We start from the raw sequence: 26,307 nt of genomic DNA, 5'->3' as shown, positions 1-26,307 counted from the left end.
TGAAGAATATCAGAAAGCTAGCGGTAAAGGGACTTGGTCGATTGCCTGATAATAAGCTCGATAGGTGGCAGGCGTACTTCATGTCTATTGCCACTTAACAAGTTAAGAATTGACTCAGCACAGACAACACCGACTTCTTCAACGGGTTGACGCATCGTGGTGAGCGCAGGGGTAAAGTAAAATGAGGTCGGAAGATCATCAAAGCCTACCACTGAGATATCTTCTGGTACTCGATAACCGTGGTCATGCAGGGCTTTGATAACCCCATAGGCCGTTTGGTCATTGGCAGCGAAAATGGCACTGAAGTGACACTTAGATTCAATCAGTTCCTTAGTCAGTTGATAGCCACATTCACTGCTGAAGTCGCCTTGTTTAATCAGTTTTGGCTGAACCTTGATTCCTGCCTCTTGCAACGCTTTCTTGTAGCCGACAAAGCGTGCGACCGCGTCTGGTTGGTTGAGCAGACCTTTAATATGGGCAATGTTTAAGTGACCTTGTTGAAGTAGGTGCAAGGTCGCCATGTAACCACCAAGTACGTTATCGATGTTAACGCAGCGCACCCGATCGCCAATCACATCATAGCCAACGGCGACAACAGGGATGTTTTCTGCATACTCTAGGATTTGCTTCTCGGTGAGGCTGCCGGTGACAATGATGACGCCATCAACATTACTTTTAGATAAGTAGTCTAGAGCATGTGATTCAAGTTTGTTTTTCCAGTGTCCGGTCGCGATAACCAGAGAGTAGCCCTGTGCATTGAGGACTTTCTCCATGTCATTCAGAATACGGCTTGTATGCGGGCTTTCGGGGTTTTGCACCAGAACGCCAATGGTCATGGAACGCGTGTTGCTGCCCTGATTCATGGTGTAGTTAGGCTTATAGCCCAGTGTTTTTATTGCTTGCTCAATGTTGTAGCTTTTTTCATCAGAGACGTAAGTTGTCCGATTGAGAAAACGGGAAACAGTACTGGGTGAGACGCCAGCAAGTTTTGCGACATCATAGATGGAGGGGGATTTATTCTTCTTTTTTGATTTCATCGAACCAACAACAAAGCAAGCCAAACATTGAATATAGAAAACACCCAGTCAGAGCTCAATACAGCTGATAGGGAAGTGAGAGGTCTATTAATAAGCCGATGCTAAGTGAGCATCGGCTTACTCATTCTTTTAGAAGGTGGCCAGTGAGTTTTCACTCAAGGCATCAAACAGGTGAACCGCATCTAAATCGAGATACAAAGTCAGTTCACTGACATCAACTTCTGCTGCTTGTGTTTCCACCATCAGTGGCTGCCCCGCAATTTCCGTTTTTAGCAGTATGCTTGCGCCCAGCAGTTCTTTGTCCTTGATCTGGACCGGCAGCGGCAGAACCCGATCATGGTCCACTTGTTCGGCACGCAGATGGATATCCGTTGGCCTAACACCGAAGTGAAGTACCAGATTTTTAGAGGCATGCGCGTGGAAACGTTGTGGAAGTGGGATGCGAACATCACCAAGCTCTATCTGCCAATTGCCTTCTTCGCCAACCAATTGTGCGTCAAGCATGTTCATTGATGGGTTGCCAATGAACTGGGCAACAAACTTATTAGCAGGCTGCTGGAACACTTGTGTTGGTGTACCCACTTGTGCGACATAGCCATCTTTAAGAATGACAATACGATCAGCAAGTGTCATTGCTTCTATTTGGTCATGGGTGACGTAGATAGTGGTTGTTTGTAGTTCTCGATGAAGCTGCTTGATCTCTTCACGCATGGTTCCACGCAGTTTGGCATCTAAGTTTGAAAGTGGCTCATCAAACAAGAACACTTTAGGTGTACGCACCATAGCTCGACCCATTGCAACTCGCTGACGCTGTCCACCAGAAAGTTCTTTAGGTTTGCGATCGAGAAGTGGCTCTAGTTCCAACATTTTTGCTGCTTTACGCACTTCAACATCAATCTGGCTTTTTGCCATGCCTTTGAGCTTGAGGGCAAACGCGATGTTTTCGTATACCGTCATATGTGGGTAAAGTGCATAGCTCTGGAATACCATCGCTAAGTCTCTATCTTTAGCATCGATTTTATTCATCAGCTTATCGCCAACAAGTATCTCGCCAGCAGTGATGCTTTCTAGGCCAGCCAGCATGCGTAGCGTGGTTGACTTTCCGCAACCAGATGGACCGAGGAAAACCACAAACTCGCCATCGTTGACGGTGAAATCGAAGTGTTTCACTACCTCGACATCGTCGTAAGACTTCTTGATGTTTTTGAATTCAACTTTAGCCATTACAAATTCTCCTCTCGGCGCTCAAGTAGCATGTTACGGTAAGCAATGGCGCTCTGCTTTAGCGTTCGTTTTTGGGTTTCATACTCAACGTGTACGATACCGAAACGCTGTTTGTAACCAAATGCCCACTCGAAGTTATCCATTAGGCTCCATGCGAAGTAGCCTTGTACGTTAACACCAGATTTAATAGCGTTATCCACCGCTTCTAAGTGTGCTTGGAAATAGTTAACACGCTGGGTGTCATTCACTTCCCCATTGATACAATCGTCTTCACCAGCAGCCCCATTTTCAGTGATGTAAAGTGGTGGCAGGTTGTCGTAACGGTCGTTAAGACGAAGTAGTAGATCAGTGAGTGCTTGTGGGTAGATCTCCCAGCCGATAAAAGTATGTTCATTTTCTGGCTGAGGCACGTCTTTGATATCACCATTTTCATCAAAGCGAACCACGCAGCGGGTATAGAAGTTAATACCGATAAAGTCCAAGTCGGTGCGGATAATGTCGAGATCGCCCTCTAAGATCATCGGCATATTGTGAGATTGACGGTCAAGAACTAACTGCGGATATTCGCCTTTCAGGACTGGGTCCATAAACCAGTGGAAACCTTCTGCATCTGAATACTCGGCAGCAGCCACATCGTTATCGTTTAATGGGTATGCTGGTGTGGCATTGAACACACAACCATGCATGGCGTTAGGGGCATTCTTACGCATGTGAGGAATCGCTAAGCCATGAGCTAGCATTAGGTGGTGAGCCGACAAAAAGCCCTCGCGTTCGCCCTTAATACCCGGCGCATGGATTCCCCAACGATAACCTAGGTACGAAGAGCAAAACGGTTCGTTAAGCGTGGCGTAGGAGTCGATTTTGTCGCCGAAGTACTCACTGACTACGTTAGCGTACTGTTCAAATTTGTAAGCGGTTTCGCGGTTCAGCCAGCCCCCTTTATCTTCAAGGTACTGAGGCAGATCCCAGTGATAAAGTGTGACAAATACTTTTAATCCCCGCGCGTGACATTCATCGATGATCTGTTCATAGAACTTTAGCCCTTCTTGATTGACTACACCGTCTTGAGGAATGATGCGGGGCCATGCCATAGACAGTCGGTATGCGTCGACACCTAGCCCTTGAATCATCTCAATGTCTTGTTTCCAAAGATGGAAATGGTCACAGGCAACATCGCCGTTGTCTGCGTTGTCTACTGCACCTGGCTTATTGCAGAAGGTGTCCCAGATAGATGGGCTTCGTCCACCAAGCTGAGCGCCACCCTCAATCTGATAAGAAGACGTGGCGACGCCAAACAAGAACTCTGGGCTGCGTAATTTAGAATCAGTAGGAAGTTGGAATTTATTCATTGTTATTTAAACCTTTTAGCCTTTAACAGCGCCTGACGTCAGGCCGCTAATCATTTGTTTCGACGCGAATAGATAAGTGACAACCAGTGGAAGAATCGAAATGGTTGTACCTAGCATGACCGCTCCCCAAGGGGTATTTGGGATACCTTGGACGCTGCGTAGCGCTTGGGTAATGACATAGTTTTCTGGAGTTGTGAGTACAACCAGAGGCTGCATAAACATGTTCCAGAAGAAAACGAATTGAACGATAGCAAGTGTTGCTAGAGCGGGTTTCATCAGTGGCAGAACAACATTCCAGTAAGTTCTAAACTCGCCTGCGCCATCGAGCTTAGCCGCTTCTAACAACTCCTTAGGTACTGACGCAACCACATGCTGTCGCATCAGGAAAATACCAAATGGTGTAGTGGTAAACGGTAGCCACACAGCGAGATGGTTATCGAGCAAGCCAAGGAATTTGACGATCATGAAGTAGGGGATCAAACTGAGCACAGGTGGGATCATCATCGAGCCGACCAACATACCAAACAGCAAGGTTTTGCCTTTGAACTTGTAGACAGCAAACGCATAGCCACCCATGCTACAAAACAGCAATGAAATCGTAGTGCCCAAAAATGCGATGTAGATTGAGTTAAACATCGCTTGCCAGAATGGCATGATTTCCAATAGCTTGGCGTAGTTAACCGCTAAGCTGTCGCCGATAGCGAAGCTGATGCCAGAGCCGAAGATCTCGGTTCTATCACGTGTGGATAGCAGTGCAGACCACAGGAAAGGGAACACGGTCATAATCGCAGAAACGATCAGGACTACAGCAAGTAATGCCATCAGCAGCTTGGTAAATATCTCTAGGCTACGATCACTAGGTCGCCAGCGAGGAGAAGTTATCGAGTTTGTCGTCATCTTATTGCTCTCCCAGACCTTTTTTACCGAAGAAGAAGAATTGAATTGCGGTACAGCCTGCAATCAACATAAACAGCAGCCAAGAGATCGCTGAAGCGGTGCCCATTTCAAGCCATTCCCAACCTACTTTGTATAAGTACATTGAGATGGTTAAGCCAGATTGGCCGGTACCACCCGTGCCACGTGTTAACACGAACGGTTCTTCAAACAGCTGCAGGTTGCCGATGATGGTCATGGTGACTGCAAAGAAGATAAATGGACGAATCATAGGCAGTGAAATGCTCCAGAATCGACGCCAAGCGTTAGCCCCATCCATACGGGCGGCTTCAAGAATATCTTTTGGAATTGTCATCAAACCGGTTGTGTAGAGCACAATGTTGAAGCCGGTGTATTTCCAGAACACCATAATTGCGATAGACGGTTTCACCATGGTGGCGTCATCAAGCCAACGGATTGGTTGGTAGTCATTTACCCAAGCAAATGCCCAGCCAAACAAAGAGCTATCCGCTAATGCCATCAAGCTTTGGTTAATGATTCCTGAGTTGGGCGAATACATGTTGAAAAAGATCAGCGATGCCGCAACCGTCGAAGTAATGAAAGGCAGAAAATACGCGGATGTTAGCCAGTGGCGAAGACGGTCACTCATCGAGACCAAAATGTAGGCAACGGGCAGAGCGACTAAGTGCTGTGCTACACCTGACGTAATCGCAAGCCAGAGTGTGTTCTTTAATGAGCGCCACAGCCAAGGGTCGGTTAGGGCAATGTGGTAGTTCTCTAGCCCCACATAGTCCATAGCGCCAAGGCCTTCGACCGGGTTCCACTCATGAAAAGAGAGATAGATAGAAAAAAGCAGTGGGAAAATCCCAAATACCGAGAAAATAATCAAAAACGGCAGTAGGAATCCATACGGTGTAAGCGCTTTCAAACTCAGGCGAGAAAAAAGGCTTTCGCGTTGTGATGTTTCCATAACCTTGCTCGCTGCATGATTCATAGTAACGACCTCTAGTCAGGAAGGCGCAGTACGCCTTCCTTTCTTACCAAATATGTAACCAATTAAAGATTGCGTGTACGACGCTTAATCATGCGCTCTGCTTCTTTGAGTGCAGTTTTGATGTCTTTACCTTCATCAAGTACTTCCATCAGAGCATTTTCTAAGATTATCGAGCGAGCAACATGGTCACCTTTAGCCGGAGCAACAGGCTTGATGTTTTTCGCCACGTCAGCAAACAGCAAACGGGCTTTTTGACCGCCTAGGAATTCGACTTCCTCTTGGAACAAAGCATCATCGTAGGTTTGGGTGTTGGCTGGGAATGCAGCAATGGTCTCAAAGTGTTTAAGCTGAATATCACGACGCGTTGTCATGTATTCAATCAGTTTCCACGCTTCATCTTGGTGTTTTGACTGAGTTGGAATTGAGAGGAAAGAGCCACCCCAACTACCATAGATACCATCTGGTAGGTGAGAAACACCCCAGTTACCTGCAGTTTCAGGTGCGATCCAGTTATTTAGGTGACCAAGCAGCCATGCACCAGACAATTGAGTGGCAAAGGTGCCATTACGGAAACCTTCATACCATTCGTTTGACCACGCTAAGATTCGCGCATCTAAGCCTTTTTCACGGATCTCTTTTGCTACTTCGAATGCATGCACAAAGCGTTCAGAGGTGACCACAGGGTTACCGTCTGCATCGAAGTAGAGCCCTTCTCCCTCAGGCACAGTGGTGAAGATAATCGCTTGGGCAACGTCGGCCGCAGAAGCAATCAGGTAAACGTCTTTTTTCTTCAGCTCTTCACCCGCTTTGATGTAAGAATCCCAGTCTTTGATCGCTTGGTTTACATCAATGCCCGCTTTAGCAAATACATCACTGCGGTAGTACATTACCCCTGGGCCTAGGTCGACAGGCATACCATAAACATCACCGTCGGCACCTTTACCTTGCGCCCAAGCATAAGGAGCAAAACTCTCGGCAAACTTATCGGCACCATAGTTTTCAGATAGGTTAACTAAGCCGCCAGAAGCGACAAAAGGGCCAATCTTTTCAACATCAACGACAATAACATCGCCTGCACCTGAGCCTGTCGCAAGGTTAGTGGTCAGTTTGGTGTGGTGGTCGCCATGATTGTTCATCAGGTAATCGACCTTGATTCCCGTCTCTTTTTCGAAGTCAGGCAGCAGAACCTTGAGGCTGCTATCGAAGTCTGGGAAGCCGTCAAAGCGAATGTTTGAATCGGCGGCGTTGACTGTCGTAGCAAGTCCAAGTGCGGTGACAGTGGCAAGCGTCAAAGTTTTTAGTTTCATCTTCTTGTCCTTAAATGACTTTATTTAGAGTTGTTTTACTGAGCTTCTAGGCACTAGGGTAGGTGACAGTTTGAAGCTCACATCTCGCTTGTTTTTGTTGAGTATTTGAATAACCAGTTGAACCGCTTCGGCACTCATTTGCTCAATGGGAAAATTCACGGTTGTAAGAGGCGGCGAAATATAACGAGCAAACAAAATGTCATCGAAACCAATCAGTGACACCTGTTCTGGGACCTGAATGTTGTGCTCTTTCAATACCTCAAAAGCGCCGAACGCCATATGATCATTACTGGCAAAAACGGCGGTAAAAGGTCGTTCACGCTTGAGCAGCTTGCGCATTGCGCTTATGCCAGACTCTTCGGTAAAACCGGCCTCTGAAATCAGTGCTTCGTCGAACAGGAGTCCCGCTTCTTCAATCGCTTTGCGGTAACCCTGCAGACGCCCCCGTGCATCTGATTTGTCCAGAGGGCCGGTAATACATGCAATGTCGCGATGCCCCATTCGCAACAAATATTCGGTTGCCAGTTGGCCCCCTAATTCGTTATCAATTTCGATACAGTTCTGCGCTAGTTCTGGTACGAAACGATTGACCAAAACCAAAGCCACTCCTTTTGCTTCTAGCTCTGTGAGGTAGTCATCTGAGAGGTGCTGAGTGTGTAAAATCATTGCATCGACTCGACGCCCGAGTAGGAACTCCACCGACTCACGTTGGCCCTGTTCAGTATTTGAGCCAGCAGTGACGATGACGTGGTAGCCAAAACGGCGTAACCTTTTTTCAATACTATGCAGGATGCCAGAATAAAACGGACCACCGAGCTCAGGGACTATGATGCCAATGCTGCCAGTGCGGCTAGATGCGAGTGCTTGAGCAATCGAGTTTGGTCGGTAGCCTAGAACTTGAATGGCTTTCTCTACCTTGAGCTTTTTGTCATGGCTTACTCGACTCGTGCCATTGATGACGCGAGATACTGTCGCTTGAGAAACACCTGCATACTCAGAAACATCTTTTATGGTTGCCACAACTTACCTCTACAACTGCTTTTCACTTGAACGCATGAACGTTTTCGAAACCGCTTTCATGAGGCTTAGTATTAAAGATCTTAGTTAAAGCCTATGTGAGAAAAATCACACTCAAATAAGCCCTGAAAAGCCTTATTGTTCAAAGGATGAAGCGGTATGCAGTTTCTATCTACCTCATGAAACTGTTTCATGAAATGGTTATTTGATGCACAAATGCATTGCTGGGATGATTGAATCTAGGTTTTGCTATCGACAAAAAAAGAGCCGCTAAAAAGCGGCTCAAATGGTTTGGAGTTAAGTTAAAGCAGCTAGCGGAATAATGAGATTGCTAGCGAAATAGTTGGACAGTATTGTGCTGATTACCACCAGGCTTCCCACATGGCGCCTAGGCTAAAGGTATCTTGCTTAGCGGTTGTTGTTGCGGTAGCTTTATTGTCGACTTCGCCTGCTGTTGCGTAGAAGCGGAGCATTGGACGTGCACCCGATCCCCAATCAAAGGCGATGTTTTGTGAAAGGGTCACTTTCCAACCAGAGTTGTCATCAGAGGCTCTCGCATAGTCGACTACTTGATAACCCGCTTCCAACCAGGTCGAGTGGACATCATTCCAGAAGTACATAGGGCGAACGATGGCACTGTAGTTGGTTCGCTCATCTTCGACCTTAGAAGAGCCATCTACTGAGTAATCGTGGTAGGCAAGCAAGTACTCAACAGCGGCACTTTCACCAAGATTAGAATTACCTTCAAAGCTCGCATAGAGCGTCGTCAGATTATCGGTTTTCCAGAAAACACCATTATCCGCGTTATCAGAGTACCTTAGTACCAGTCGGTTGGAACCATTGTCATGTGGGCGAGAGAAAACTGCTCCTAGTTGGTATGCATTAATGCTCTTTGCATCATCAATCGCTTCTGAATCAAATCCGTAGTTAGCGTACAGCTCAAGGTCGGCGAAACCAAGATTAACCCCATGCAGTTTAGAAGTGAAAGCGTAAGCGCCACTGTCGCCAGTACCCGCACCACCAGTACAATTGATTGAAGGATTCGCACCTGGTTCTATCGTTGGGCTACAGCTGTCAACGGCACCTACTACGCCAAAATCAAGTTTGATTGAGCCAAGTTCTAGGTTATTGATACCGCCACCTTGGCCATCGTGCATCATCCAGAAGTAATCATTAATGCCTTGTTGTGGACGCTGGTGGAAGTCACGCCCTGCCCATACATAAGCGTTAGGCTGGCTTTCAAATACGTTGGTTGCACCAGCGTAGGCTTTTTTGATGTTTACCTCATCGCCCCAATGGTCGAACATCATCACAACATCCCAGATAGCGCCATTGTCACTTTGAAAAACTTTTGCCAACTGGAACTCTCCGCCATTGCCTTCGTTGCCTAAACGACCGATCGCTGACGAGCCGTTAAATGAACCATCGACCTGAACATATTTTTGGTCACCGGATTGGTAATGCGCACCATAGCGAGCATAGCCAGAGAAGACCACTCCAAGAGGAACCTCAATATCAGGTGATAGCACGGCAGGTTGCTGGTCGTTGACGTAATCGGTCTGCATCCGGCTTTCCAGTTCCTGGATGCGTTGTTCGAGAGCCTGTAGTTCAGTTTCAGTAGCAAAAGAGGTGACGGAAGCAAGCGAAGCTGCCACTGCAATTGAAATAGGCAATAGCTTAAGTTTTTTCATGATAATTCCCTATATGACATTGTGTTTTTGTTCTATTGGGAATCTTAAAAAATGAAATGGATGAAAAGCTTAGTGCGCTTCACACCACGCCTAGGAGGAGACTGTCATGAAACTACACTCTAGAGTGGGGAGTCGTTTATTAATATTAAAAACAATTGGATATCTATATTTCTCACAGGTGATGAATTTAATGAAATCGCTTTCATTTCATGATTTTCTATAAGGTGTATCACGTTACATTCAAATGCTTTGCACTTAAAAAAGCCTCTTGCTTTGAATGGTTTCACCATTATGAAAGTTTTCATAGAACGTAAAATTCTTACAATCTATGACGATCTATACGGCTAGGAAAGAACCATTCGTAACAAAAACCAACTGCTTAATAACATCGCTAGAAACAAAAACAGCGCAGATAAAGTTCCAGCCGCAACCCCTAGTAACAAGTAGTATCGAGTATTCAAAATTAGTCTCTTAATTTGTATTGATAATTATTATCATTTAACTTGTTTTGCAACCGCAAATCAAGCTGATACCATGAATCCAAGCTTATGGACTTTGTGTTGTTATGATTCCTCTGATTTACCACTCTCTCTATTCCGAATTGCCGCTGCCTGATGGGCATCGCTATCCAATCAATAAATATCGACTGTTGTTTGAAGCAATAGAGCAGCAGCGAGCTGTAAACCCGATATGGCAGCAGGCTTTTCAATATGTGCAGCCAGCCCCGGTTGATCAGGTGGAAGTGAGTCAAGTTCATTGTCCTGACTACATACAACTTCTTACGTCAGGTGAACTACCTGCGCCAAAGATGCGTCGTATAGGGTTTCCATGGAGCGAAACACTGATTACTCGGACGCTGACGTCTGCTGGTGGAACCTGCGAAACGGTTCATCAGGCCGTTAAGCATGGTGTCGCTATCCATTTAAGCGGCGGATATCACCATGCGCACAGGGATTTTGGTAGTGGCTTCTGTTTAGTGAACGATCTGGTGTTGGCAGCCAAAAGGGCCCTGACTCTTGAAGGGATAGATAAGGTTTTGATTGTTGACAGCGATGTGCATCATGGAGATGGTACGGCAACACTGTGTGAAGAAGAGGATGCAATAGTTACGCTCTCTTTCCACTGTGATAAGAACTTCCCTGCGCGCAAGCCAGATTCTGATCTCGATGTACCGTTAGGCAGAGAAACGGGGGATGTTGAGTTTCTTGAGGCATTCACTTCGGTGGTTGAAATGGCCGTTAATCTACATCAGCCCGATCTCATTCTATATGACGCAGGCGTTGATATTCATGAAGATGACGAGCTAGGGTATTTGAACATCTCAAGTGACGCTATCTACACGCGAGATGTGTTTATGTTTCAACTGGCTCAGGAAAAACAGCTACCGATAGCATGTGTAGTTGGTGGTGGGTATCGTACAGAGCATCAAGCGCTTGTCCCAATCCATATGCAGCTTATTCGCGCTGCACTGAACGTATACGTAAGTTAAAGGATTATCATGGAACACAGAATTCGCGCCGCAGGAATACTGATTAAAGACGGTGCAATGCTACTTGTTAAAGTGAAAGACTTCACGGGTGAGTATTGGATTCCCCCCGGTGGTGGTATGGAGCCAAGCGATCAAAGCTCGAAAGCTTGTGTGGTGCGTGAGTTTAAAGAAGAGGCGGGGATCGATGTCCAAGTTGGAGAGCTTATCTGCGTAAGGGAGTTTCTCGAAACGCATAAACAGCGCTACCACGCTGAGTTCTTCTATTTGATCGAATCTTATTGCGGAGTTCCGAATCTCGATAATCTATCGGGCTTAAACGATGAGGAATATATTCAGGATGTCGAGTGGCTAGCACTAACGGAACTCGCAGATAAAAGAATGTATCCAGTAGAACTCAAAGATAAGCTTATCGAACTGATTGAGACAAAACGCTTCTCTACTCACCTTGGCAGTTATGTTCAGGGAGAGCATGAAGATATCGATTATCTTTAGAATAGCTTTTTTACTGAATGATAGCTGAAGCGTAGATTGCGCTTAACTAGGGGCTTAAAAACGAGAAAACCCCAGTCTTTCGACTAGGGTTTTGAATGTGGCGGAGAGATAGGGATTTGAACCCTAGATACGCTATTAACGTATGCCGGTTTTCAAGACCGGTGCTTTCAACCACTCAGCCATCTCTCCGTTGTTGAAGCGAATAATATAGAGGTTGAGAAAAGTTGTAAACCCCTAATTTTACTGTTTGCTTTAATAATGAGCGTTTGGCGGTAAAAACTTGAATAGGCGAAGATTTATTATACTTTTACAATGTTTGACGAGTGAAAACAGCCGTTTGCTAGTCAGCCTTTGGGAGGAAAGGGAATGCGTCAGTTGCTACGAGAAGCTAATTACCAAGCAAAAGAAAAGCCTGTTGTTTATAAAAACAACAGGCTCTAGGTGTAATGGTCGGACTGACAAGATTTGAACTTGCGACCCCCGACACCCCATGACGGTGCGCTACCAAGCTGCGCTACAGTCCGATGCCTTTAATCTAAACTTAAATGATTAGAGGGTCAATCCTATAAGGCTATGATTTAGTTACTTTTTGCGTAAAAACGCTGCAACTCAGTCAAGCCTTGCATCAACACAGGTAGCGTCGGATTTTCATCTTTTAAGCGTTGGTAATTGGAATCGTACAGTTTGTAATTGCCAAACTTATCAATCACCGTGGTGTTTTTTGCCGTAATCAAAGCAAGTTCACGAGAATCACCGGCTAGAATCCAACGACGTTTGCGCTCATCGAATAGATTACGACCGCTGCTAAAGTCTGTTGGGTTAGATGATACACCAAGTAAGTCTTGCAGTAGGGTCACTGACATATCTAGGTGGCTAGTTCTGTGCTTGTATTCACCGGCCAGTTTGCCAGGCCAATGAATAATCATAGGAACCTTTAATTGGTACTGGCTGTAGTTGGTGTTTGAACCCCAGCTATTAGTCTTGGTTTCATTAAACTCAGTGGCGTGGTTAGAGGTAATGACAATCACTGTCGACTCATCAAGCTCTAGATTGTTTACTTGCTCAAGCAGATGGTTTAACTCAGAGTCTGCTTGGCTAACTGAGTTTTTGTAACCCGCTTTTAGCTTTTCACCAGTCGGCAGCTGTTGGTCGCTGTCGTTGTAGGCGCTGAAATTATCTACGGTGGTCAGTTCAATGTAACTAAACCAAGGTTTCTTGCCCTGCTGCTGTACCCAATCAGACCAAGCATCTATTGCTTGGTTATCCGCCGATTTAGCATCGTTAAACGCGATACCATTAAAGTTCATGCCACGGAAAACGGTTTCACCGTAGAGAGGCTCGTCAAAATTATCTGCACTAAACAGACCAAATTGGTACTGTTTTTCAAGCAAGGTATCGATCAAGATAGGCTTTGAACCTTGGGCTTTAATACTGCTTGAGTAGCTGCTTGGTAAACCATAAAACAAGCCAAATACACCAAACGAATCGTTGCTCGAACTGTAGTGGTTGGTGAAGTTCAGGTTGTTCTGCGCAAATTCGTAAGTCGCAGGCATAGCCTGTTCGGTCAGCATGTCAGAGCGCAGGTTATTAACACTTACGACTAGGATATTAAGCGGATTAGCACGGCGGTTAAACTCAATGGTTTCGAGCGGGTAGCTTACTAACTCAATGCTATCTTGGCTTTGCTCAAGGCGCTTTAGGTATTCTTCGCGATCCAATAAGCCGTGTCTTTCCATAAATGACTTCGCCGTCATTGGGTAGGAGAGTGGGAAATTGGCGCGCTGAGCGGTGATCGGATTATAGAAATAAGCATCCGCCCACACGTAAATAAGGTGGCTAGCAATAAAGCTAACGAAAAACAGCGCCGATAATGGGCGGCCGACATGTTTGTGTGACAGTTTACGTTGTTTACGCCATACCCACTCAGACAACGCGAGTTGGAGTAAAAATATCAGTGGTAAGACAATAAACAAGTGCTGTAGATCGACGCTGATCGTCGAACTCTCGTCACTAAACAACACTTCCCAAACAACCGGCGTTAGGTGCAAGTTAATGGTTTGGTAGGCTTGCGTGTCGATAAGTAGGATCGTCAACCCTACAGTTGCAAAACAGACCGCCACTAAACGAAACAGTTTTCGTGACGGTATGACAAAGGTGAGTGGAAATAGAACCAACAGGTATAAGGCGAAAACGAGGAAGCCAAAATGACCGACCCAAGAAATCATCAAGTAGAATTGACCAAGTAGGGTCTCTGGCCACGGAGACTGAGAGATATAACGGGTACCGATCAGCATTGCAGCGATGATGTTGAAAAAGGCGAACCAGTGTCCCCATCCCACTAAACGCGATACGCGTTCACCGTATGTATTTCCGTTATCGACCATGTAAGTGTTCTATTGTCCGTTATTATTCTTAGTGTTTTTTATCTTCAATTGAAGAAACAAGCGCTTCTGCAAATTTTTCAGCAATTGCTTTGCGTTGTGAAGCAGCAACATCTTGATTTAAGACATTGGTAGCGATATTTCCAGCAATCATTAACGCAAGCTCTGGACCCGCTGCATGTTTTTCAAGTACCGCAGCTACTTCTGTAAGGATTCGTTCTACTTGCTCGTCGCTGTATTTAGATGTAATCGGCATAAAGACTCTAATGATGATAGTAAAGCGGCTTATGATAACCTACAATGCCACGCAACTGAAACCTACGCGGCGATAAATTTCATCATGAGCCTTCATCTTTCAAACGTTATCCTACATCAATTACAGAAAAACGACGCAGATGAACTAGTTGTTAACTTTCGTTCAGAGTCTCTATCTAATGATACTTCGACCGAAGACCTAGTTGCCGAGCTTCATCGTGTGTTCAACTCGAAAGCCGGTAAAGGCTTTGGTTCTTTTAAGTCTGACAGCGAATTTAACAACTGGTTGCAAGATCTTCGTCAAGGAAATCAAAACTTTTACGATTTCTCACAGTTAAGTGCTAACCGCCTTAAAGATGAATTATCAAAATACCCATTTGCTGACGAAGGCATCTTGGTTTTTGCTGAATATCAGTCACTGGCGACAGATTATCTTTTTGTAGCGATTATTCCGTCAAATCAGAGCCTTAAAGTGACAGAAGGTCTAGAGATCAGCGCAACAGATTACCTTGACTTAAGCAAGATGGATATTGCAGCGCGAATCGATTTAACCAGCTTTGAGACTGACAAAGAGTCAAATCGTTACTTAGCTTACATCAAAGGTCGTGTTGGTCGTAAAGTGGCTGACTTTTTCCTCGATTTCCTACAAGCAGAAGTCGGTTTAGACACCAAAGTACAAAACCAAGTGTTGATGCAAGCAGTCGAAGATTTCTGTGCCGACTCTAAGTTAGAGAAAGACGAAGCTATCAGCTACAAAAAACAAGTCGCTGATTACTGTAATGAGCAAATCAAATCAGGTGATGAGGTTCAAGTTCGTGAACTGTCTGGTGAACTGCCTCCATCTCAAGATGGCACCAGTTTCTTAGATTACACTCAAGAGCAGGGTTATGAACTTGAAGAAAGCTTCCCTGGTGATCGCGCGGCTGTGCGCAAACTGACAAAGTATGTGGGTGCGGGCGGTGGCCTGAATGTAAGTTTTGATAGCTTACTGCTTGGTGAGCGTATTTTTTACGATCCAGAAACCGATACGTTAACGATCAAAGGCACACCACCAAATCTACGTGACCAGTTAACACGTAATAAATAGCCTATCTAGAATAGGACTGACTGCAACATTTTGCCAGTTAGTCCTCCACTTCTGCTTGATAGTGTATATTCTTGTATTACTAGGGATTTATCTACAGGCAAGAGCATGGATGGGAAAGCGCTGAAAATTGGCTGGGCATTGTTAGCAATATGGATTGTGAGTATTGCTGTTATTGCGAGCAGTTACCGTTCAATAGAAGCTACTAAAGAACAGGTCTATGAACTAGGCACGAGTATCCAAGAACTGCGCGATGCTTTCTCTTTTGACTCGCCGTATAGAGTCAACATGGCAGACTCTCAATCTCTTAATTTGCAGCTTATCTACGCCCTACGTCTTCAGCTTGATGCTCACTATCAAAGCAGTTGGCTGTTGCCAGACATCAATCGCTTGTTGTTTACCACCGATCGCTTCATCGAACAGTCTCAAGTTTACTTAGATAACAATCTTGATCTCCTGAGTTTGGTTGACCAGATTGGTACAATGCGAGAACGTTATCAGGGGCAGAGCACAGAAGTGATCTACTTCCGACTCAGCGCTAATGTGCTTGAAGCTGTGTTTGGTGATAGTACTTCTAGCCCGCAGGTTTATCGAGATCTCGATAGCATTTACTCTCAATCTAATCAATTATCAGCCAAAGAGCGTCAAGATTTACAACAGGTGCTAGCGCAAGTCTCTAGTGTTCTCGGTGGTTACGCGCAAGGCCGATATATTGTCGAGAAGCTGCAAACTCACGATGTGCTGAATCAGATCAGTGTGTTACGGGGTGAGTTTGATCAATTACTCATTCGCCATGTTATTTTCGGGTTCTTACTGACCTTGGTTGTTCTGGGAGGCTATTTATCTCTCCTTCGCGCCAGTGAAACCAGAGCAACTATCTTGCCGTCTCATCGGGGTGAGGCTGAGACAAAACCGTCGACTCCCAAACTTGAAGAAAGTGCAGCAAGTTCGTCCCCAGTTGCTGACATTGTCGTGACCCCACCACAAGCCCCCATTGTTGAGCCCGTTATCGAGAATCCGGCCGTACAAGCCGAGCCAGTGACGCCAATGCCGGAAACGAACGAAAGTGAAATTGATTTCGACAAGATGCTAGAGTCGTTAAACAACGATATGGAATCAGTGTGTATGTTGCTTGAAGTCTTTATTGAAGATCATACCGGAGATGCGGATAAAATCGTTCAACTAGTCAATGAGTCTCCTGAAGAAGCACAACGAAAAGCTCACAGTTTAAAAGGGGTCGGAGGCAACCTAGGTGCGACTAAGTTACGTGAGGCCGCGGGTAAAGTTGAAGTCGCGCTCAAGGATACCAATAACGTCGAGGCAAGCACGGTTGAAGAGCTGAAAGTTCGCCTAGATCGCGCTATTGAAGAAGCCAGAGTTTTCTTAAAAGAGCGTAATACTATCAATAGTTAACTGTATTCTGACTTTTAAGGTATAGAATATCGCGCGTATTTTATGTCTATCTGAGGTTGAAAATTCAAATGAGCCGTTTTGCTAAAATTTGGCTTCTAACTGCTATTTTGTTGAGTGGTGGCTGTTCATTACTTGAGGTTAAGTTTGATAGCCAAACTACGCCGCTAACCCAACAAGAGCTGAACATGCGTTTGCTGACGCGTGAGTATACCCAACAGTTTTTTTCTCAAGTAGAGCAAGCTGCGGATGCTATCTCTGCTAGTTATGACTCACAGGATAAAGTGCACCAATCCTACGTCTTACTATGGAAAATAAATGCGGAAGAGGGTATCCAGCAATCGACTTACCAAGTCAATCCGACTGCAGCTTTGGTCGATGCTTGGGTGTTTACCGAGCAGATGAATCAGTTTTTCGCATCGGGTGCAGGTAAAGAGCTATTTAGCACACCACATGCGCAGCAGGTATCCAATCAACTTACCACTGAAATCGATAAACTCGCGAAATCATTATTCAAAGGGACGCACTATAAATCGACGAAGCAGTTTGTGACGGATTTTGCTCGCGCTCATCCATTTGAAGATCTCTCTTTCATCCGTACTCCAGCGTATCGTGCTTGGTTACAAGCGCATGAAATCAGTGAAGATGAAGCCGTCTCGACGCTCGGGACTATGCCAGAAGCGCTAGGGGATGTGTCTGATCGATTGAGTTTAGTCTCTGAGCAGACGCCTAAACTCATGACTTGGAAGGCGCAGCTTATCGCGATGAACAGTAGCGTCAGTGGTGAACAACTGACAGAAACGCTTAAGAGTATTCAGCTGACGTCTGAGTCGTTCCAAGATTTCGTTAACAACAACCCTCAATATATGGAAGACCTTGCTCGTCAAATGTCGATTCAACTGCAACCGCTGGTGCAAGAGATTGATAATCGTACCGCGGATAGGTTGGAGCAATTGAGTTCTGAGCGTCAGGCACTAGAGCAAATGGTCGCCCGCGAACGTGCTGAAATTGCCTTAATCATCAGTGCTGAAAGAGAAAAGTTTGCCCAAGATATTGATAAAGTTTCGCAAGACGTTGTTGCTCTTGCGATGGATAAGCTCGTGGTATTGATTAAGAGCACTATCATCTACTTTGTGTTGTTTATCGTTGCAATTTTCTTTGCACCATTAGGCTTAGGTTACCTGTTAGGTAAACGGAGTGCGGCCAAGAAGGTCGAATAGATAAGTAATAAAAAAGCGCCTCAGTGTAGGCGCTTTTGCTATTTGTTGAGTGTTTTTAAGCTGTTTGCTTAGTGAGTTCTGTCTCTTCTTCTAAAACCTCAGAAGTCGCTGTCGGTTCACACTTATCAACAAACCAGCCCATGTAAGATGTGATAATAGTGACGATGATACATACGAAGCTCAACCACATAAATGGCGCGTAAGAGAGAGTTGCAACACCAAGAATACTCGCCATGTAGATGCCGTTGTCACTCCATGGAACCATACCTGAAGTCAATGTGCCACCAAACTCAGCGTTACGCGACAGGTTCTTACGTTTGTAGCCCAAACGGTCGTAGTTCTTAGCACAGATCTTAGGCGTTAGAATAAGAGATACGTACATCGCTGAGCCAAATACGTTACCCATAAACGCAGTACCAATGGTACTAGTTGCTAGAGAACCAGCGCTTTGAACGCGACGTTCAAACAGTTTAGCAATCGTTTCTAGTACACCGACTTTATCTAGTAGGCCGCCGAAACCTAAACCAAATACGATAACAGCCACAGAACCAAGCATTGATGACATACCGCCTCGGTTAAGAATCGAATCAATGAAACCAACGCCAGATTCAATCTCAAAAGGTGCCCAAGCTGTATTGAACGCTTGCAGGAAGTTTACGTCCTGAATCATTACTGCCCAGATAATACCCAGCAGTGAGCCAAAGCTGATAACAGGGAAAGAAGGCATGCGCATCGCGAGCAAACCAAGCACGATAACCACAGGAACAAAAGAGTAAGGTGTAATGTAGAACTGTTGCTCCATCGCTTGAATAACAGATTGCACCTGGGACATATCAACATTGCCCGCGTAGTGGAAGCCAAACGCAGTAAACATGATACCGGTAATAATGTAACTGATCAGGGCTACTGGCAGCATACCTTTAATATGCTCAACTACTTCAACGTTAGACATTGATGAAGCTAAGATAACTGAGTCAGAAAGCGGAGACATCTTGTCGCCAAAGTAACAGCCAGATAGGACAGCACCTGCGGTAATTGGCGCAGGAACACCGAGACCTTGACCGATACCCATCATCGCGATACCAGCAGTACCCGCGGCGCCCCATGATGTACCTGTCGCCAGAGCGGTTAGGGAACAGATGATCATCGTGGCTAAAAGGAAAATTGAAGGATGGATAGCTTTCAGACCATAGTAGATGATGGTTGGAACAATACCACCTGAGATCCAGGTACCGACCAAAGCACCAACGGCAAGTAAAATGAGTACGGCACCTAGTCCGTTAGAAATTCCGTTCAGAGCTGCTTTTTCTAACTCTTTGTATTTGTGACCTAAACGGATACCTAAAACGATGATAATGAACCAGCCAATGTATAGAGCTAGCTGAATGGGTAAATCAAGTTTGGCGGTGAACGAAAACGCCATTAGCAAGAATAACCCAAGGGAGACAACAACCTGCATCAAGCTTGGCAGACGGGGAGTATGTTGTGTCATACGGAGCCTCTTAATTGTTTATTAGCAAATGTAAACAGTGGAACAATTCTGTTTACGAAGGAGTATTAACCCCTTTTTAAGGACGTAGGGCACTCTACATTAGATAGAATAATATTTCGATAAATTGTCGCTTTCGTGTGAGTTGTGTCTGTTGATTAAATTATTGCTAGTTAAAAATGTGGTTAAACGTTAAATCTTATCGTGATAGTTGTTTCTAATTGTAAATATTGTGTAGCACGAACTTTTCGTTGTTGTTTTGTCTGTGGCGTGTTTTTGTATAGGTAAATAACAAGTGGTGAAAAAGTCTACAAAACAAGGCTTCTGGTCGGCATTAACGAAATAAGAAATAAAAGTTACAGATTTGATGCAATTTTCTCTTGAGATTTTGCTGCGAAAATTGAATATTGAGCTATTCCCTTTTTAAAATTGAATACACGGAGAGTTGAGAATGAGAGTAGGTTTAGTCGGTTGGCGTGGCATGGTGGGTTCTGTGCTAATGCAGCGAATGGTTGAAGAGAAAGATTTTGACCTTATTGAGCCAGTTTTTTACAGCACATCTCAGATCGGTATTCCTGCACCTAACTTAGGTAAAGAGGCAGGCCTACTTCAAGATGCTTTTGATATTGAGAGCCTAAAACAGCTAGATGCAGTGATCACTTGTCAAGGTGGTAGCTACACGGAGAAAGTTTACCCAGCACTACGCCAAGCAGGTTGGAAAGGCTACTGGATTGATGCCGCATCAACTTTACGTATGGCGCAAGATTCGATTATTACGCTAGATCCTGTCAACCTAAGCCAGATCCAACAAGGTATCCACGGTGGTACAAATACCTTTGTTGGTGGTAACTGTACAGTGAGTTTGATGCTGATGGGTTTAGGTGGCCTATTTGAGAAAGGTCTGGTTGAGTGGACAAGCGCGATGACTTACCAAGCGGCTTCGGGTGCGGGCGCTCAAAACATGCGTGAGTTGATCTCGCAAATGGGTGTGATCAATGATTCCGTCAGCTCTGAGCTAGCTAATCCTTCAAGTTCAATTTTAGATATCGACAAGAAAGTGGCTGACACCATGCGCGGCGGCTCTTTCCCAACAGATAAGTTTGGTGTGCCACTAGCTGGCTCTCTGATCCCATGGATTGATGTTAAGCGTGACAATGGCCAAAGCAAAGAAGAGTGGAAAGCAGGGGTTGAAGCAAACAAGATTCTTGGTTTCCAAGAAGCGCCAGTGCCAATTGATGGAACTTGTGTCCGTATCGGTGCGATGCGTTGTCACTCTCAAGCGCTGACTATCAAGCTGAAGCAAAATGTGCCTATGGATGAGATCGAAGAGATGATCGCGACGCACAACGATTGGGTTAAAGTGATCCCGAACGATCGCGATATTACAGCGCAGGAGCTAACGCCTGCCAAAGTAACAGGCACATTGTCTATTCCAGTCGGTCGTCTACGTAAGATGGCAATGGGAGATGATTTCTTAAACGCATTCACTGTTGGTGATCAACTGCTATGGGGTGCGGCAGAGCCGTTACGTCGTACACTACGTATTATCTTAAGTGAAAAAGCCTAATTTCAATTAAACTTGCCTTTATTAATCAAGACCCTACTCTTTTAGTAGGGTCTTTTTTATTAAGGTAATCAATGAGTATCCTGCGTATCTTTCTTACTATCGTTGCGGCGATTGCAGCATGGATCGTTACCCATATGCTGGTTGGTGAGTTAATTTCCTTGGCCGCGATACTATTCTGCCCAGAAGAGTTTGGCAGTGGTGGCGTATGCTATGTCGACTGGTGGAACGATGTCGTCTTCATTTCTGATGTGATCGGGGTTGGCCTATCAGCATGTGCGACCATTTTGGCGGCTGTGTGGGCTGCGAATAGCCACAGGCAAAGAGTTTCTCGGGTGACGTACTACATTGGTATGTTAATGGCGAGTGGGCTTGTGATAAGTACTTGGCTAAGTTGGCTTGCGGTCATGTCATGGCTTAGCGCGCTGGTCTTCGGTTGGTTGACCGTCAAATACTTAGACCAGCGAGACGTTATTCAAAGCTAAGTTGATTTCTCTACAGGCACCACACGCTGATCAGGGTCTGCGAGTTCGCTACCACAGTGCTTACAGTGCAGTGCATCACTATCATGTCCTGTTTGCATGCAGTTCGGGCATTTAACCAGTGTCTTGTGTGAGCTCATCTCTTGGTTTAGTTCAGCAGTAATAATGCCAGTAGGCACTGCTAGTATTGAGTAACCTAAAAGCATCGTCATCGAAGCGATGGCTTTACCCAAGGCGGTTTGCGGCACTAAATCACCATATCCAACCGTGGTAATGGTCACGATCGCCCAGTAGATACTTTGTGGGATACTAGTAAAGCCGTTCTGCGGCCCTTCAATCACATAAATCAATGCACCAAAAATGGTGACTAAAATAGCAACTGTGGTAAAGAAGATAAAAATCTTACGCTTAGCCATTAGCAGAGATCTGAGCAAGATATTCGAGTCTTGTAGATATCGCACCAGTTTTAAGATGCGGAAGATACGCATTATTCTCAATGCTCGGATCACACCCATAAATGATGCTGCCGGGAAGAAGAAGGCTAAATAGGTGGGGAGAATCGCCAGCAAATCAATCACACCGTAGAAGCTTTTCGCATAAGCGGCTGGCTTTGGAGAGCAGTAGAGTCTTAACAAGTACTCCAGTGTGAACAAAGCAGTAAAAGTGTACTCAACATATCTAAGCTGTACACCCCAACTCGTTTTAATCGATGGTATTGATTCTAAGACCAGTACGATCAAAGAAGACAAAATCGCCACGATAAGCGCAAGATCGAATGCTCGACCCGCTTTTGTGTGGGTACCAAAGATAATAACGTAGAGGTGATGCTTTAAAGAGTGTCTCGGCATGATAGAGCGATATTGATTTAGGTCGCTCTATCATAACCGATTAATTTAATTAGGCTAACCCTGGGAAGAGATTGCGTAAGCCGTTAGCAATAAACTCAATGCCAAGAGCGCCTAGAATAAGACCCATAATACGCGTGATGACGTTAATGCCTGTTTGACCTAGGAATCGCACGATAAGTGGTGCAGAGCGGAACAGCAGCCATGTACACAGAGCGAACAGTACAATAGTGACTATGATGCCGACGGTATCAAACATTCCCGGGTAGCGAGAGCCATAGACAATCGTTGAGCTGATTGCACCAGGGCCTGCCATAAGGGGCATGGCTAATGGCACAACACCAATCTGCTCGCGGCTAACGTACTCCGACTTTTCTTGTTTGTTCTGCTTATCTTCACCGAGCTTACCGCTCATCATCGAGAAGGCGATACTTAGCAGCAGCAAGCCACCTGCCACGCGAAACGAATCTAGTGAAATACTAAACATATCGAGCAGCATTTGGCCTGCCATTAAAGAGACAACCAAAATAATAGCCACTGCTAAATTAGCGGTAACAGCCGTTTTGTTTTTCTCTTCTTGAGTCATATGACCGGTCAAAGATACGAACACAGGCATGATGCCAACAGGGTTAACTGCTGCGACTAAGCCGAGAAAAAACTGCAAAAAGATTGCGATTTCGAACGTTTGCATTCTGTATGCCTAAACAAAGTAAAAGAGGGAACGGATTACATGCGGAATATAGTCGAAAATCTAGCCGTGAACGAATGAAAAAAACTAAAGCTAAATCTATTTCATTACTGAGAAAATCTTATTATTGAAAAAAACGTAAACACTAATGACACACTTTGTTACGTAGAATGGAGGTTGAAGATTGAGCGTTTGACATAAACGTTAACATTCGCACATTTTCAATAAAAAATAACACCGATTATAGAGAGATAAATTGCTTCGGATATACTCTCAGTAGCACAAGGTTTATGGATTACATGTAAGTTTGTGGTCAGAAAATGAAACTTTTTTACAAAATATGGTCATTTAGCTAATCAATGGGTTTAACTGCTGTAAAAATGCTCAATAATAATATGTGATTTAAGTTCATGATTTTAATGAATATATAGGAAAATTTGAGATTCAAGTACCACTTAGTAGGTAAATATTTTTTCAGAACTGATCTGGGTCAATTTTTTTCACAACCTGAAATAATATACTCAGCCCTGAAAGCAATTTACTAAGAACTCTGTTCCTTCAATCACAGTGACCTTACTAAAAAGTTTTTAATATTTATTAATTTAGGAGATTCACTATGCCTGTAACTAATTTGGCTGAACTAGATGCAATGGTAGCTCGCGTTAAAGCGGCTCAAGCAGAGTTTGCTACTTTCTCTCAAGAGAAAGTCGATGCAATCTTCCGTGCAGCATCTCTAGCAGCTAACCACGCTCGTATCCCGCTAGCACAGCAAGCGGTTGAAGAGTCTGGCATGGGTATTGTTGAAGATAAGGTTATCAAAAACCACTTTGCTTCAGAGTTCATCTACAACAAATACAAGGACGAAAAAACGTGTGGCATCCTAGAAGAGGATGACAACCTAGGTACAATGACTATCGCAGAACCAGTAGGTATTATCTGTGGTATCGTACCAACAACTAACCCAACTTCTACTGCGATTTTCAAATCTCTAATCTCTCTAAAAACTCGTAACGGCATCATCTTCTCGCCACACCCACGTGCGAAAAACTCAACGAACGATGCAGCTAAACTGGTTCTAGACGCAGCAGTAGCAGCGGGCGCTCCAAAAGACATCATCGGTTGGATTGACCAACCATCTGTAGAGCTTTCAAACGCTCTAATGAAGCACGACGACATCGCTCTTATCCTAGCTACTGGTGGTCCAGGCATGGTTAAAGCCGCTTACTCTTCTGGTAAGCCAGCAATCGGTGTAGGTGCGGGTAACGTTCCTGTTGTTATCGACGAAACTGCTGACGTTAAACGTGCAGTAGCTTCTATCCTAATGTCTAAGACGTTCGATAACGGCGTAGTATGTGCTTCTGAACAGGCTGCAATCGTAGTTGACGAAGTATACGACGAAGTGAAAGAGCGTTTCGCAACTCACAAAGCCGTTGTACTAAGCAAAGCTGACGCAGATAAAGTACGCAAAGTTCTTCTTATCGACGGCGCACTTAACGCGAAGATCGTTGGTCAGCCAGCAGCAGCAATCGCTGAGCTAGCGGGCGTTAAAGTTCCTGCAGACACTAAAGTTCTTGTTGGTGAAGGTCTAGGTAAAGTTTCTTACGACGACGCATTCGCTCACGAGAAACTATCTCCAACTCTAGGTCTATTCCGCGCGGACGACTTCGAAGACGCAGTTGCTCAAGCGGTAACTATGGTTGAAATCGGTGGTATCGGTCACACATCTGGCCTATACACTAACCAAGATACAAACGCAGATCGCATTCGTTACTTCGGTGACAAGCTAAAAACTGCACGTATTCTTGTAAACATCCCGACTACTCACGGTGGTATCGGTGACCTTTACAACTTCAACGTAGCACCTTCTCTAACTCTAGGTTGTGGTTCATGGGGTGGTAACTCTATCTCTGAGAACGTAGGTCCTAAGCACCTTATCAACAAGAAAACTGTAGCGAAGCGAGCTGAAAACATGTTGTGGCACAAACTACCTAAGTCTATCTACTTCCGTCGTGGTAGCCTTCCAATCGCTCTTGGCGACCTAGAAGGTAAGAAACGCGCATTCCTAGTTACTGACCGTTTCCTATTCAACAACGGTTACGCTGACGAAGTAGTGAAACTACTTAAAGCTCAAGGCATCGAAGTTCAAGTATTCTTCGACGTAGAAGCGGATCCAACACTATCTGTTGTTGAGAAAGGTGCTGAAGCAATGAAGAGCTTCCAGCCAGACGTTATCCTAGCACTAGGTGGCGGTTCTCCAATGGATGCAGCTAAGATCATGTGGGTAATGTACGAGCACCCAGAAACGCACTTCGCTGAACTAGCAATGCGCTTCATGGATATCCGTAAACGTATCTACAAGTTCCCTAAAATGGGTAAAAAAGCTGAGCTTGTTTGTATCACTACAACTTCAGGTACGGGTTCAGAGGTTACTCCATTCGCGGTTGTTACCGACGACAAGACAGGTGCTAAGTACCCACTAGCTGACTACGAAATCACGCCAAACATGGCTATCGTTGATGCTAACCTAGTAATGAACATGCCTAAATCTCTAACAGCGTTCGGTGGTTACGATGCAGTAACTCACGCTCTAGAAGCTTACGTATCAGTTCTTGCTAACGAATACTCAGATGGTCAGGCTCTACAAGCGCTTAAGATGCTTAAAGAGTACCTACCTTCAAGCTACGCGAATGGTGCAAACGACCCAATCGCTCGTGAAAAAGTACACAACGCAGCAACTATCGCTGGTGTGGCATTTGCGAACGCATTCCTAGGTGTTTGTCACTCTATGGCTCACAAGATTGGTGCTGAGTTCCACCTACCACACGGTCTGGCGAACGCACTACTAATCTCTAACGTTGTTCGTTACAACGCGAACGACAACCCAACTAAGCAAACTGCGTTCTCTCAATACGACCGTCCACAAGCACGCCGTCGTTACGCTGAAGTTGCTGACCACCTAGGCCTAAGCCAAGAAGGTGACCGCACTGCTCAGAAGATTGAACGTCTACTAGCATGGTTGGATGAGCTAAAAGGCAACCTAGACATTCCAATGTCTATCCAAGCGGCAGGTGTTTCTGAAGCGGACTTCGTAGCGAAACTAGACGAGCTAGCTGTTGAAGCATTCGATGACCAGTGTACAGGTGCTAACCCACGTTACCCTCTAATCACTGAGCTAAAAGAAGTTCTACTAGCGTCTTACTACGGTAAAGCATTTGTTGAAGGTGAAACTTTCGAAGGTACTACAGTTATCAAGAAGAAAGCAGACCAAGAAGCAGCAAAAGCAGCGCCTAAAGCTAAGAAAGCAAAAGCTGAAGCATAATAAGTAAGACTCAGCATGAGATAAGTTTTCGCTAGCACGACACTTATCTATCGGGAAAAGATCAAAGCCCCAGTCG

Annotated in this window: 21 protein-coding genes and 2 tRNA genes; 8 read left to right on the top strand and 15 right to left on the bottom strand. The window is 45.0% G+C overall.

Translation table 11 applies throughout. The annotated features are described in order from the left end of the window. Window positions 1-17: 17 nt before the first annotated feature. From LYZ37_RS10325 to LYZ37_RS10290, 8 genes are all read right to left on the bottom strand, one after another. Entirely contained in the window at window positions 18-1,037 is a 1,020-nt protein-coding gene (locus LYZ37_RS10325; protein WP_272785432.1) for a LacI family DNA-binding transcriptional regulator, read from the bottom strand. 129 nt (window positions 1,038-1,166) lie between these two features. Continuing rightward, window positions 1,167-2,261, bottom strand: a complete 1,095-nt coding sequence (locus LYZ37_RS10320; protein WP_272785431.1) for an ABC transporter ATP-binding protein — start codon at window positions 2,259-2,261, stop codon at window positions 1,167-1,169. Further along, window positions 2,261-3,610 (bottom strand): GH1 family beta-glucosidase, encoded by a 1,350-nt coding sequence (locus LYZ37_RS10315; protein WP_272785430.1) that lies wholly within the window; start codon window positions 3,608-3,610, stop codon window positions 2,261-2,263. Before LYZ37_RS10315 ends, LYZ37_RS10320 begins: the two co-directional genes overlap by 1 nt. Window positions 3,611-3,625: 15 nt before the next feature. After that, on the bottom strand, window positions 3,626-4,507 hold the full coding sequence (locus tag LYZ37_RS10310) for a carbohydrate ABC transporter permease (protein ID WP_272785429.1): 882 nt from the start codon (window positions 4,505-4,507) through the stop codon (window positions 3,626-3,628). A 1-nt stretch (window position 4,508) separates the two neighbouring features. Further along, window positions 4,509-5,498, bottom strand: coding sequence for a carbohydrate ABC transporter permease (locus tag LYZ37_RS10305; RefSeq protein ID WP_008077977.1), 990 nt, complete (start codon window positions 5,496-5,498; stop codon window positions 4,509-4,511). 62 nt (window positions 5,499-5,560) lie between these two features. After that, window positions 5,561-6,805, bottom strand: a complete 1,245-nt coding sequence (locus LYZ37_RS10300) for an ABC transporter substrate-binding protein (RefSeq protein ID WP_054961512.1) — start codon at window positions 6,803-6,805, stop codon at window positions 5,561-5,563. 24 nt (window positions 6,806-6,829) lie between these two features. Then, entirely contained in the window at window positions 6,830-7,825 is a 996-nt protein-coding gene (locus LYZ37_RS10295; protein WP_008077980.1) for a LacI family DNA-binding transcriptional regulator, read from the bottom strand. A 359-nt stretch (window positions 7,826-8,184) separates the two neighbouring features. Continuing rightward, entirely contained in the window at window positions 8,185-9,513 is a 1,329-nt protein-coding gene (locus LYZ37_RS10290) for a carbohydrate porin (RefSeq protein WP_272785428.1), read from the bottom strand. A gap of 565 nt (window positions 9,514-10,078) precedes the next feature. Between LYZ37_RS10290 and LYZ37_RS10285 the strand changes: the two genes are divergently transcribed. Then, the gene (locus tag LYZ37_RS10285; RefSeq protein ID WP_272785426.1) at window positions 10,079-11,002 is read left to right on the top strand and encodes a histone deacetylase family protein; all 924 of its coding nucleotides are present in this window, start codon (window positions 10,079-10,081) and stop codon (window positions 11,000-11,002) included. 9 nt (window positions 11,003-11,011) lie between these two features. Next, on the top strand, window positions 11,012-11,494 hold the full coding sequence (locus tag LYZ37_RS10280; RefSeq protein WP_272785425.1) for an NUDIX domain-containing protein: 483 nt from the start codon (window positions 11,012-11,014) through the stop codon (window positions 11,492-11,494). Window positions 11,495-11,592: 98 nt separating this feature from the next. Here the strand turns inward: LYZ37_RS10280 and LYZ37_RS10275 are convergent. From LYZ37_RS10275 to LYZ37_RS10260, 4 genes are all read right to left on the bottom strand, one after another. After that, window positions 11,593-11,683: transfer RNA gene (locus LYZ37_RS10275), tRNA-Ser, on the bottom strand. 258 nt (window positions 11,684-11,941) lie between these two features. Next, window positions 11,942-12,018 (bottom strand) — tRNA-Pro (locus LYZ37_RS10270). A gap of 54 nt (window positions 12,019-12,072) precedes the next feature. Further along, on the bottom strand, window positions 12,073-13,878 hold the full coding sequence (locus tag LYZ37_RS10265; protein WP_272785424.1) for a DUF3413 domain-containing protein: 1,806 nt from the start codon (window positions 13,876-13,878) through the stop codon (window positions 12,073-12,075). Between the two features lie 28 nt (window positions 13,879-13,906). Then, window positions 13,907-14,131 (bottom strand): YejL family protein, encoded by a 225-nt coding sequence (locus tag LYZ37_RS10260; RefSeq protein WP_272785423.1) that lies wholly within the window; start codon window positions 14,129-14,131, stop codon window positions 13,907-13,909. A gap of 84 nt (window positions 14,132-14,215) precedes the next feature. Between LYZ37_RS10260 and yejK the strand changes: the two genes are divergently transcribed. From yejK to LYZ37_RS10245, 3 genes are all read left to right on the top strand, one after another. After that, window positions 14,216-15,217 (top strand): nucleoid-associated protein YejK, encoded by a 1,002-nt coding sequence (gene yejK, locus LYZ37_RS10255; RefSeq protein ID WP_272785422.1) that lies wholly within the window; start codon window positions 14,216-14,218, stop codon window positions 15,215-15,217. 105 nt (window positions 15,218-15,322) lie between these two features. Continuing rightward, window positions 15,323-16,627: an Hpt domain-containing protein gene (locus tag LYZ37_RS10250; RefSeq protein WP_272785421.1), complete on the top strand. Its 1,305-nt coding sequence runs from the start codon at window positions 15,323-15,325 to the stop codon at window positions 16,625-16,627. Window positions 16,628-16,695: 68 nt separating this feature from the next. Next, window positions 16,696-17,844: a chemotaxis protein gene (locus tag LYZ37_RS10245; RefSeq protein WP_272785420.1), complete on the top strand. Its 1,149-nt coding sequence runs from the start codon at window positions 16,696-16,698 to the stop codon at window positions 17,842-17,844. A 55-nt stretch (window positions 17,845-17,899) separates the two neighbouring features. Here the strand turns inward: LYZ37_RS10245 and nhaC are convergent, their stop codons facing one another. After that, on the bottom strand, window positions 17,900-19,336 hold the full coding sequence (gene nhaC / locus LYZ37_RS10240) for a Na+/H+ antiporter NhaC (protein WP_272785419.1): 1,437 nt from the start codon (window positions 19,334-19,336) through the stop codon (window positions 17,900-17,902). Window positions 19,337-19,784: 448 nt separating this feature from the next. Here nhaC and asd point away from each other — a divergent pair, with 448 nt between their 5' ends. Both asd and LYZ37_RS10230 read left to right on the top strand, forming a co-directional pair. After that, entirely contained in the window at window positions 19,785-20,900 is a 1,116-nt protein-coding gene (gene asd / locus LYZ37_RS10235) for an aspartate-semialdehyde dehydrogenase (RefSeq protein WP_272785418.1), read from the top strand. Between the two features lie 71 nt (window positions 20,901-20,971). After that, complete coding sequence (locus LYZ37_RS10230; protein ID WP_272785417.1) at window positions 20,972-21,382, top strand: hypothetical protein; 411 nt, start codon at window positions 20,972-20,974, stop codon at window positions 21,380-21,382. Here the strand turns inward: LYZ37_RS10230 and LYZ37_RS10225 are convergent. After that, on the bottom strand, window positions 21,379-22,227 hold the full coding sequence (locus LYZ37_RS10225; protein ID WP_272785416.1) for an ion transporter: 849 nt from the start codon (window positions 22,225-22,227) through the stop codon (window positions 21,379-21,381). The two genes, LYZ37_RS10230 and LYZ37_RS10225, sit on opposite strands and share 4 nt — an antisense overlap. A 49-nt stretch (window positions 22,228-22,276) precedes the next feature. Then, the gene (locus tag LYZ37_RS10220; RefSeq protein WP_004748498.1) at window positions 22,277-22,915 is read right to left on the bottom strand and encodes a YchE family NAAT transporter; all 639 of its coding nucleotides are present in this window, start codon (window positions 22,913-22,915) and stop codon (window positions 22,277-22,279) included. 613 nt (window positions 22,916-23,528) lie between these two features. Here LYZ37_RS10220 and adhE point away from each other — a divergent pair. Next, a complete protein-coding gene (gene adhE, locus LYZ37_RS10215) occupies window positions 23,529-26,231 on the top strand; it encodes a bifunctional acetaldehyde-CoA/alcohol dehydrogenase (protein ID WP_272785415.1) in 2,703 nt (900 codons plus the stop codon). Window positions 26,232-26,307 lie beyond the last annotated feature (76 nt).

It is taken from the genome of Vibrio tubiashii (genome assembly GCF_028551255.1).
GTDB lineage: Bacteria > Pseudomonadota > Gammaproteobacteria > Enterobacterales > Vibrionaceae > Vibrio > Vibrio tubiashii_B.
This window is presented reverse-complemented; position numbering and strand designations above follow the sequence as displayed.

Coding starts and splice junctions, on each gene's coding strand:
- LYZ37_RS10325 (WP_272785432.1), bottom strand. CDS start 1,037: ATGAAATCAAAAAAGAAGAATAAATCCCCCTCCATCTATGATGTCGCA.
- LYZ37_RS10320 (WP_272785431.1), bottom strand. CDS start 2,261: ATGGCTAAAGTTGAATTCAAAAACATCAAGAAGTCTTACGACGATGTC.
- LYZ37_RS10315 (WP_272785430.1), bottom strand. CDS start 3,610: ATGAATAAATTCCAACTTCCTACTGATTCTAAATTACGCAGCCCAGAG.
- LYZ37_RS10310 (WP_272785429.1), bottom strand. CDS start 4,507: ATGACGACAAACTCGATAACTTCTCCTCGCTGGCGACCTAGTGATCGT.
- LYZ37_RS10305 (WP_008077977.1), bottom strand. CDS start 5,498: ATGAATCATGCAGCGAGCAAGGTTATGGAAACATCACAACGCGAAAGC.
- LYZ37_RS10300 (WP_054961512.1), bottom strand. CDS start 6,805: ATGAAACTAAAAACTTTGACGCTTGCCACTGTCACCGCACTTGGACTT.
- LYZ37_RS10290 (WP_272785428.1), bottom strand. CDS start 9,513: ATGAAAAAACTTAAGCTATTGCCTATTTCAATTGCAGTGGCAGCTTCG.
- LYZ37_RS10285 (WP_272785426.1), top strand. CDS start 10,079: ATGATTCCTCTGATTTACCACTCTCTCTATTCCGAATTGCCGCTGCCT.
- LYZ37_RS10280 (WP_272785425.1), top strand. CDS start 11,012: ATGGAACACAGAATTCGCGCCGCAGGAATACTGATTAAAGACGGTGCA.
- LYZ37_RS10265 (WP_272785424.1), bottom strand. CDS start 13,878: ATGGTCGATAACGGAAATACATACGGTGAACGCGTATCGCGTTTAGTG.
- LYZ37_RS10260 (WP_272785423.1), bottom strand. CDS start 14,131: ATGCCGATTACATCTAAATACAGCGACGAGCAAGTAGAACGAATCCTT.
- yejK (WP_272785422.1), top strand. CDS start 14,216: ATGAGCCTTCATCTTTCAAACGTTATCCTACATCAATTACAGAAAAAC.
- LYZ37_RS10250 (WP_272785421.1), top strand. CDS start 15,323: ATGGATGGGAAAGCGCTGAAAATTGGCTGGGCATTGTTAGCAATATGG.
- LYZ37_RS10245 (WP_272785420.1), top strand. CDS start 16,696: ATGAGCCGTTTTGCTAAAATTTGGCTTCTAACTGCTATTTTGTTGAGT.
- nhaC (WP_272785419.1), bottom strand. CDS start 19,336: ATGACACAACATACTCCCCGTCTGCCAAGCTTGATGCAGGTTGTTGTC.
- asd (WP_272785418.1), top strand. CDS start 19,785: ATGAGAGTAGGTTTAGTCGGTTGGCGTGGCATGGTGGGTTCTGTGCTA.
- LYZ37_RS10230 (WP_272785417.1), top strand. CDS start 20,972: ATGAGTATCCTGCGTATCTTTCTTACTATCGTTGCGGCGATTGCAGCA.
- LYZ37_RS10225 (WP_272785416.1), bottom strand. CDS start 22,227: ATGCCGAGACACTCTTTAAAGCATCACCTCTACGTTATTATCTTTGGT.
- LYZ37_RS10220 (WP_004748498.1), bottom strand. CDS start 22,915: ATGCAAACGTTCGAAATCGCAATCTTTTTGCAGTTTTTTCTCGGCTTA.
- adhE (WP_272785415.1), top strand. CDS start 23,529: ATGCCTGTAACTAATTTGGCTGAACTAGATGCAATGGTAGCTCGCGTT.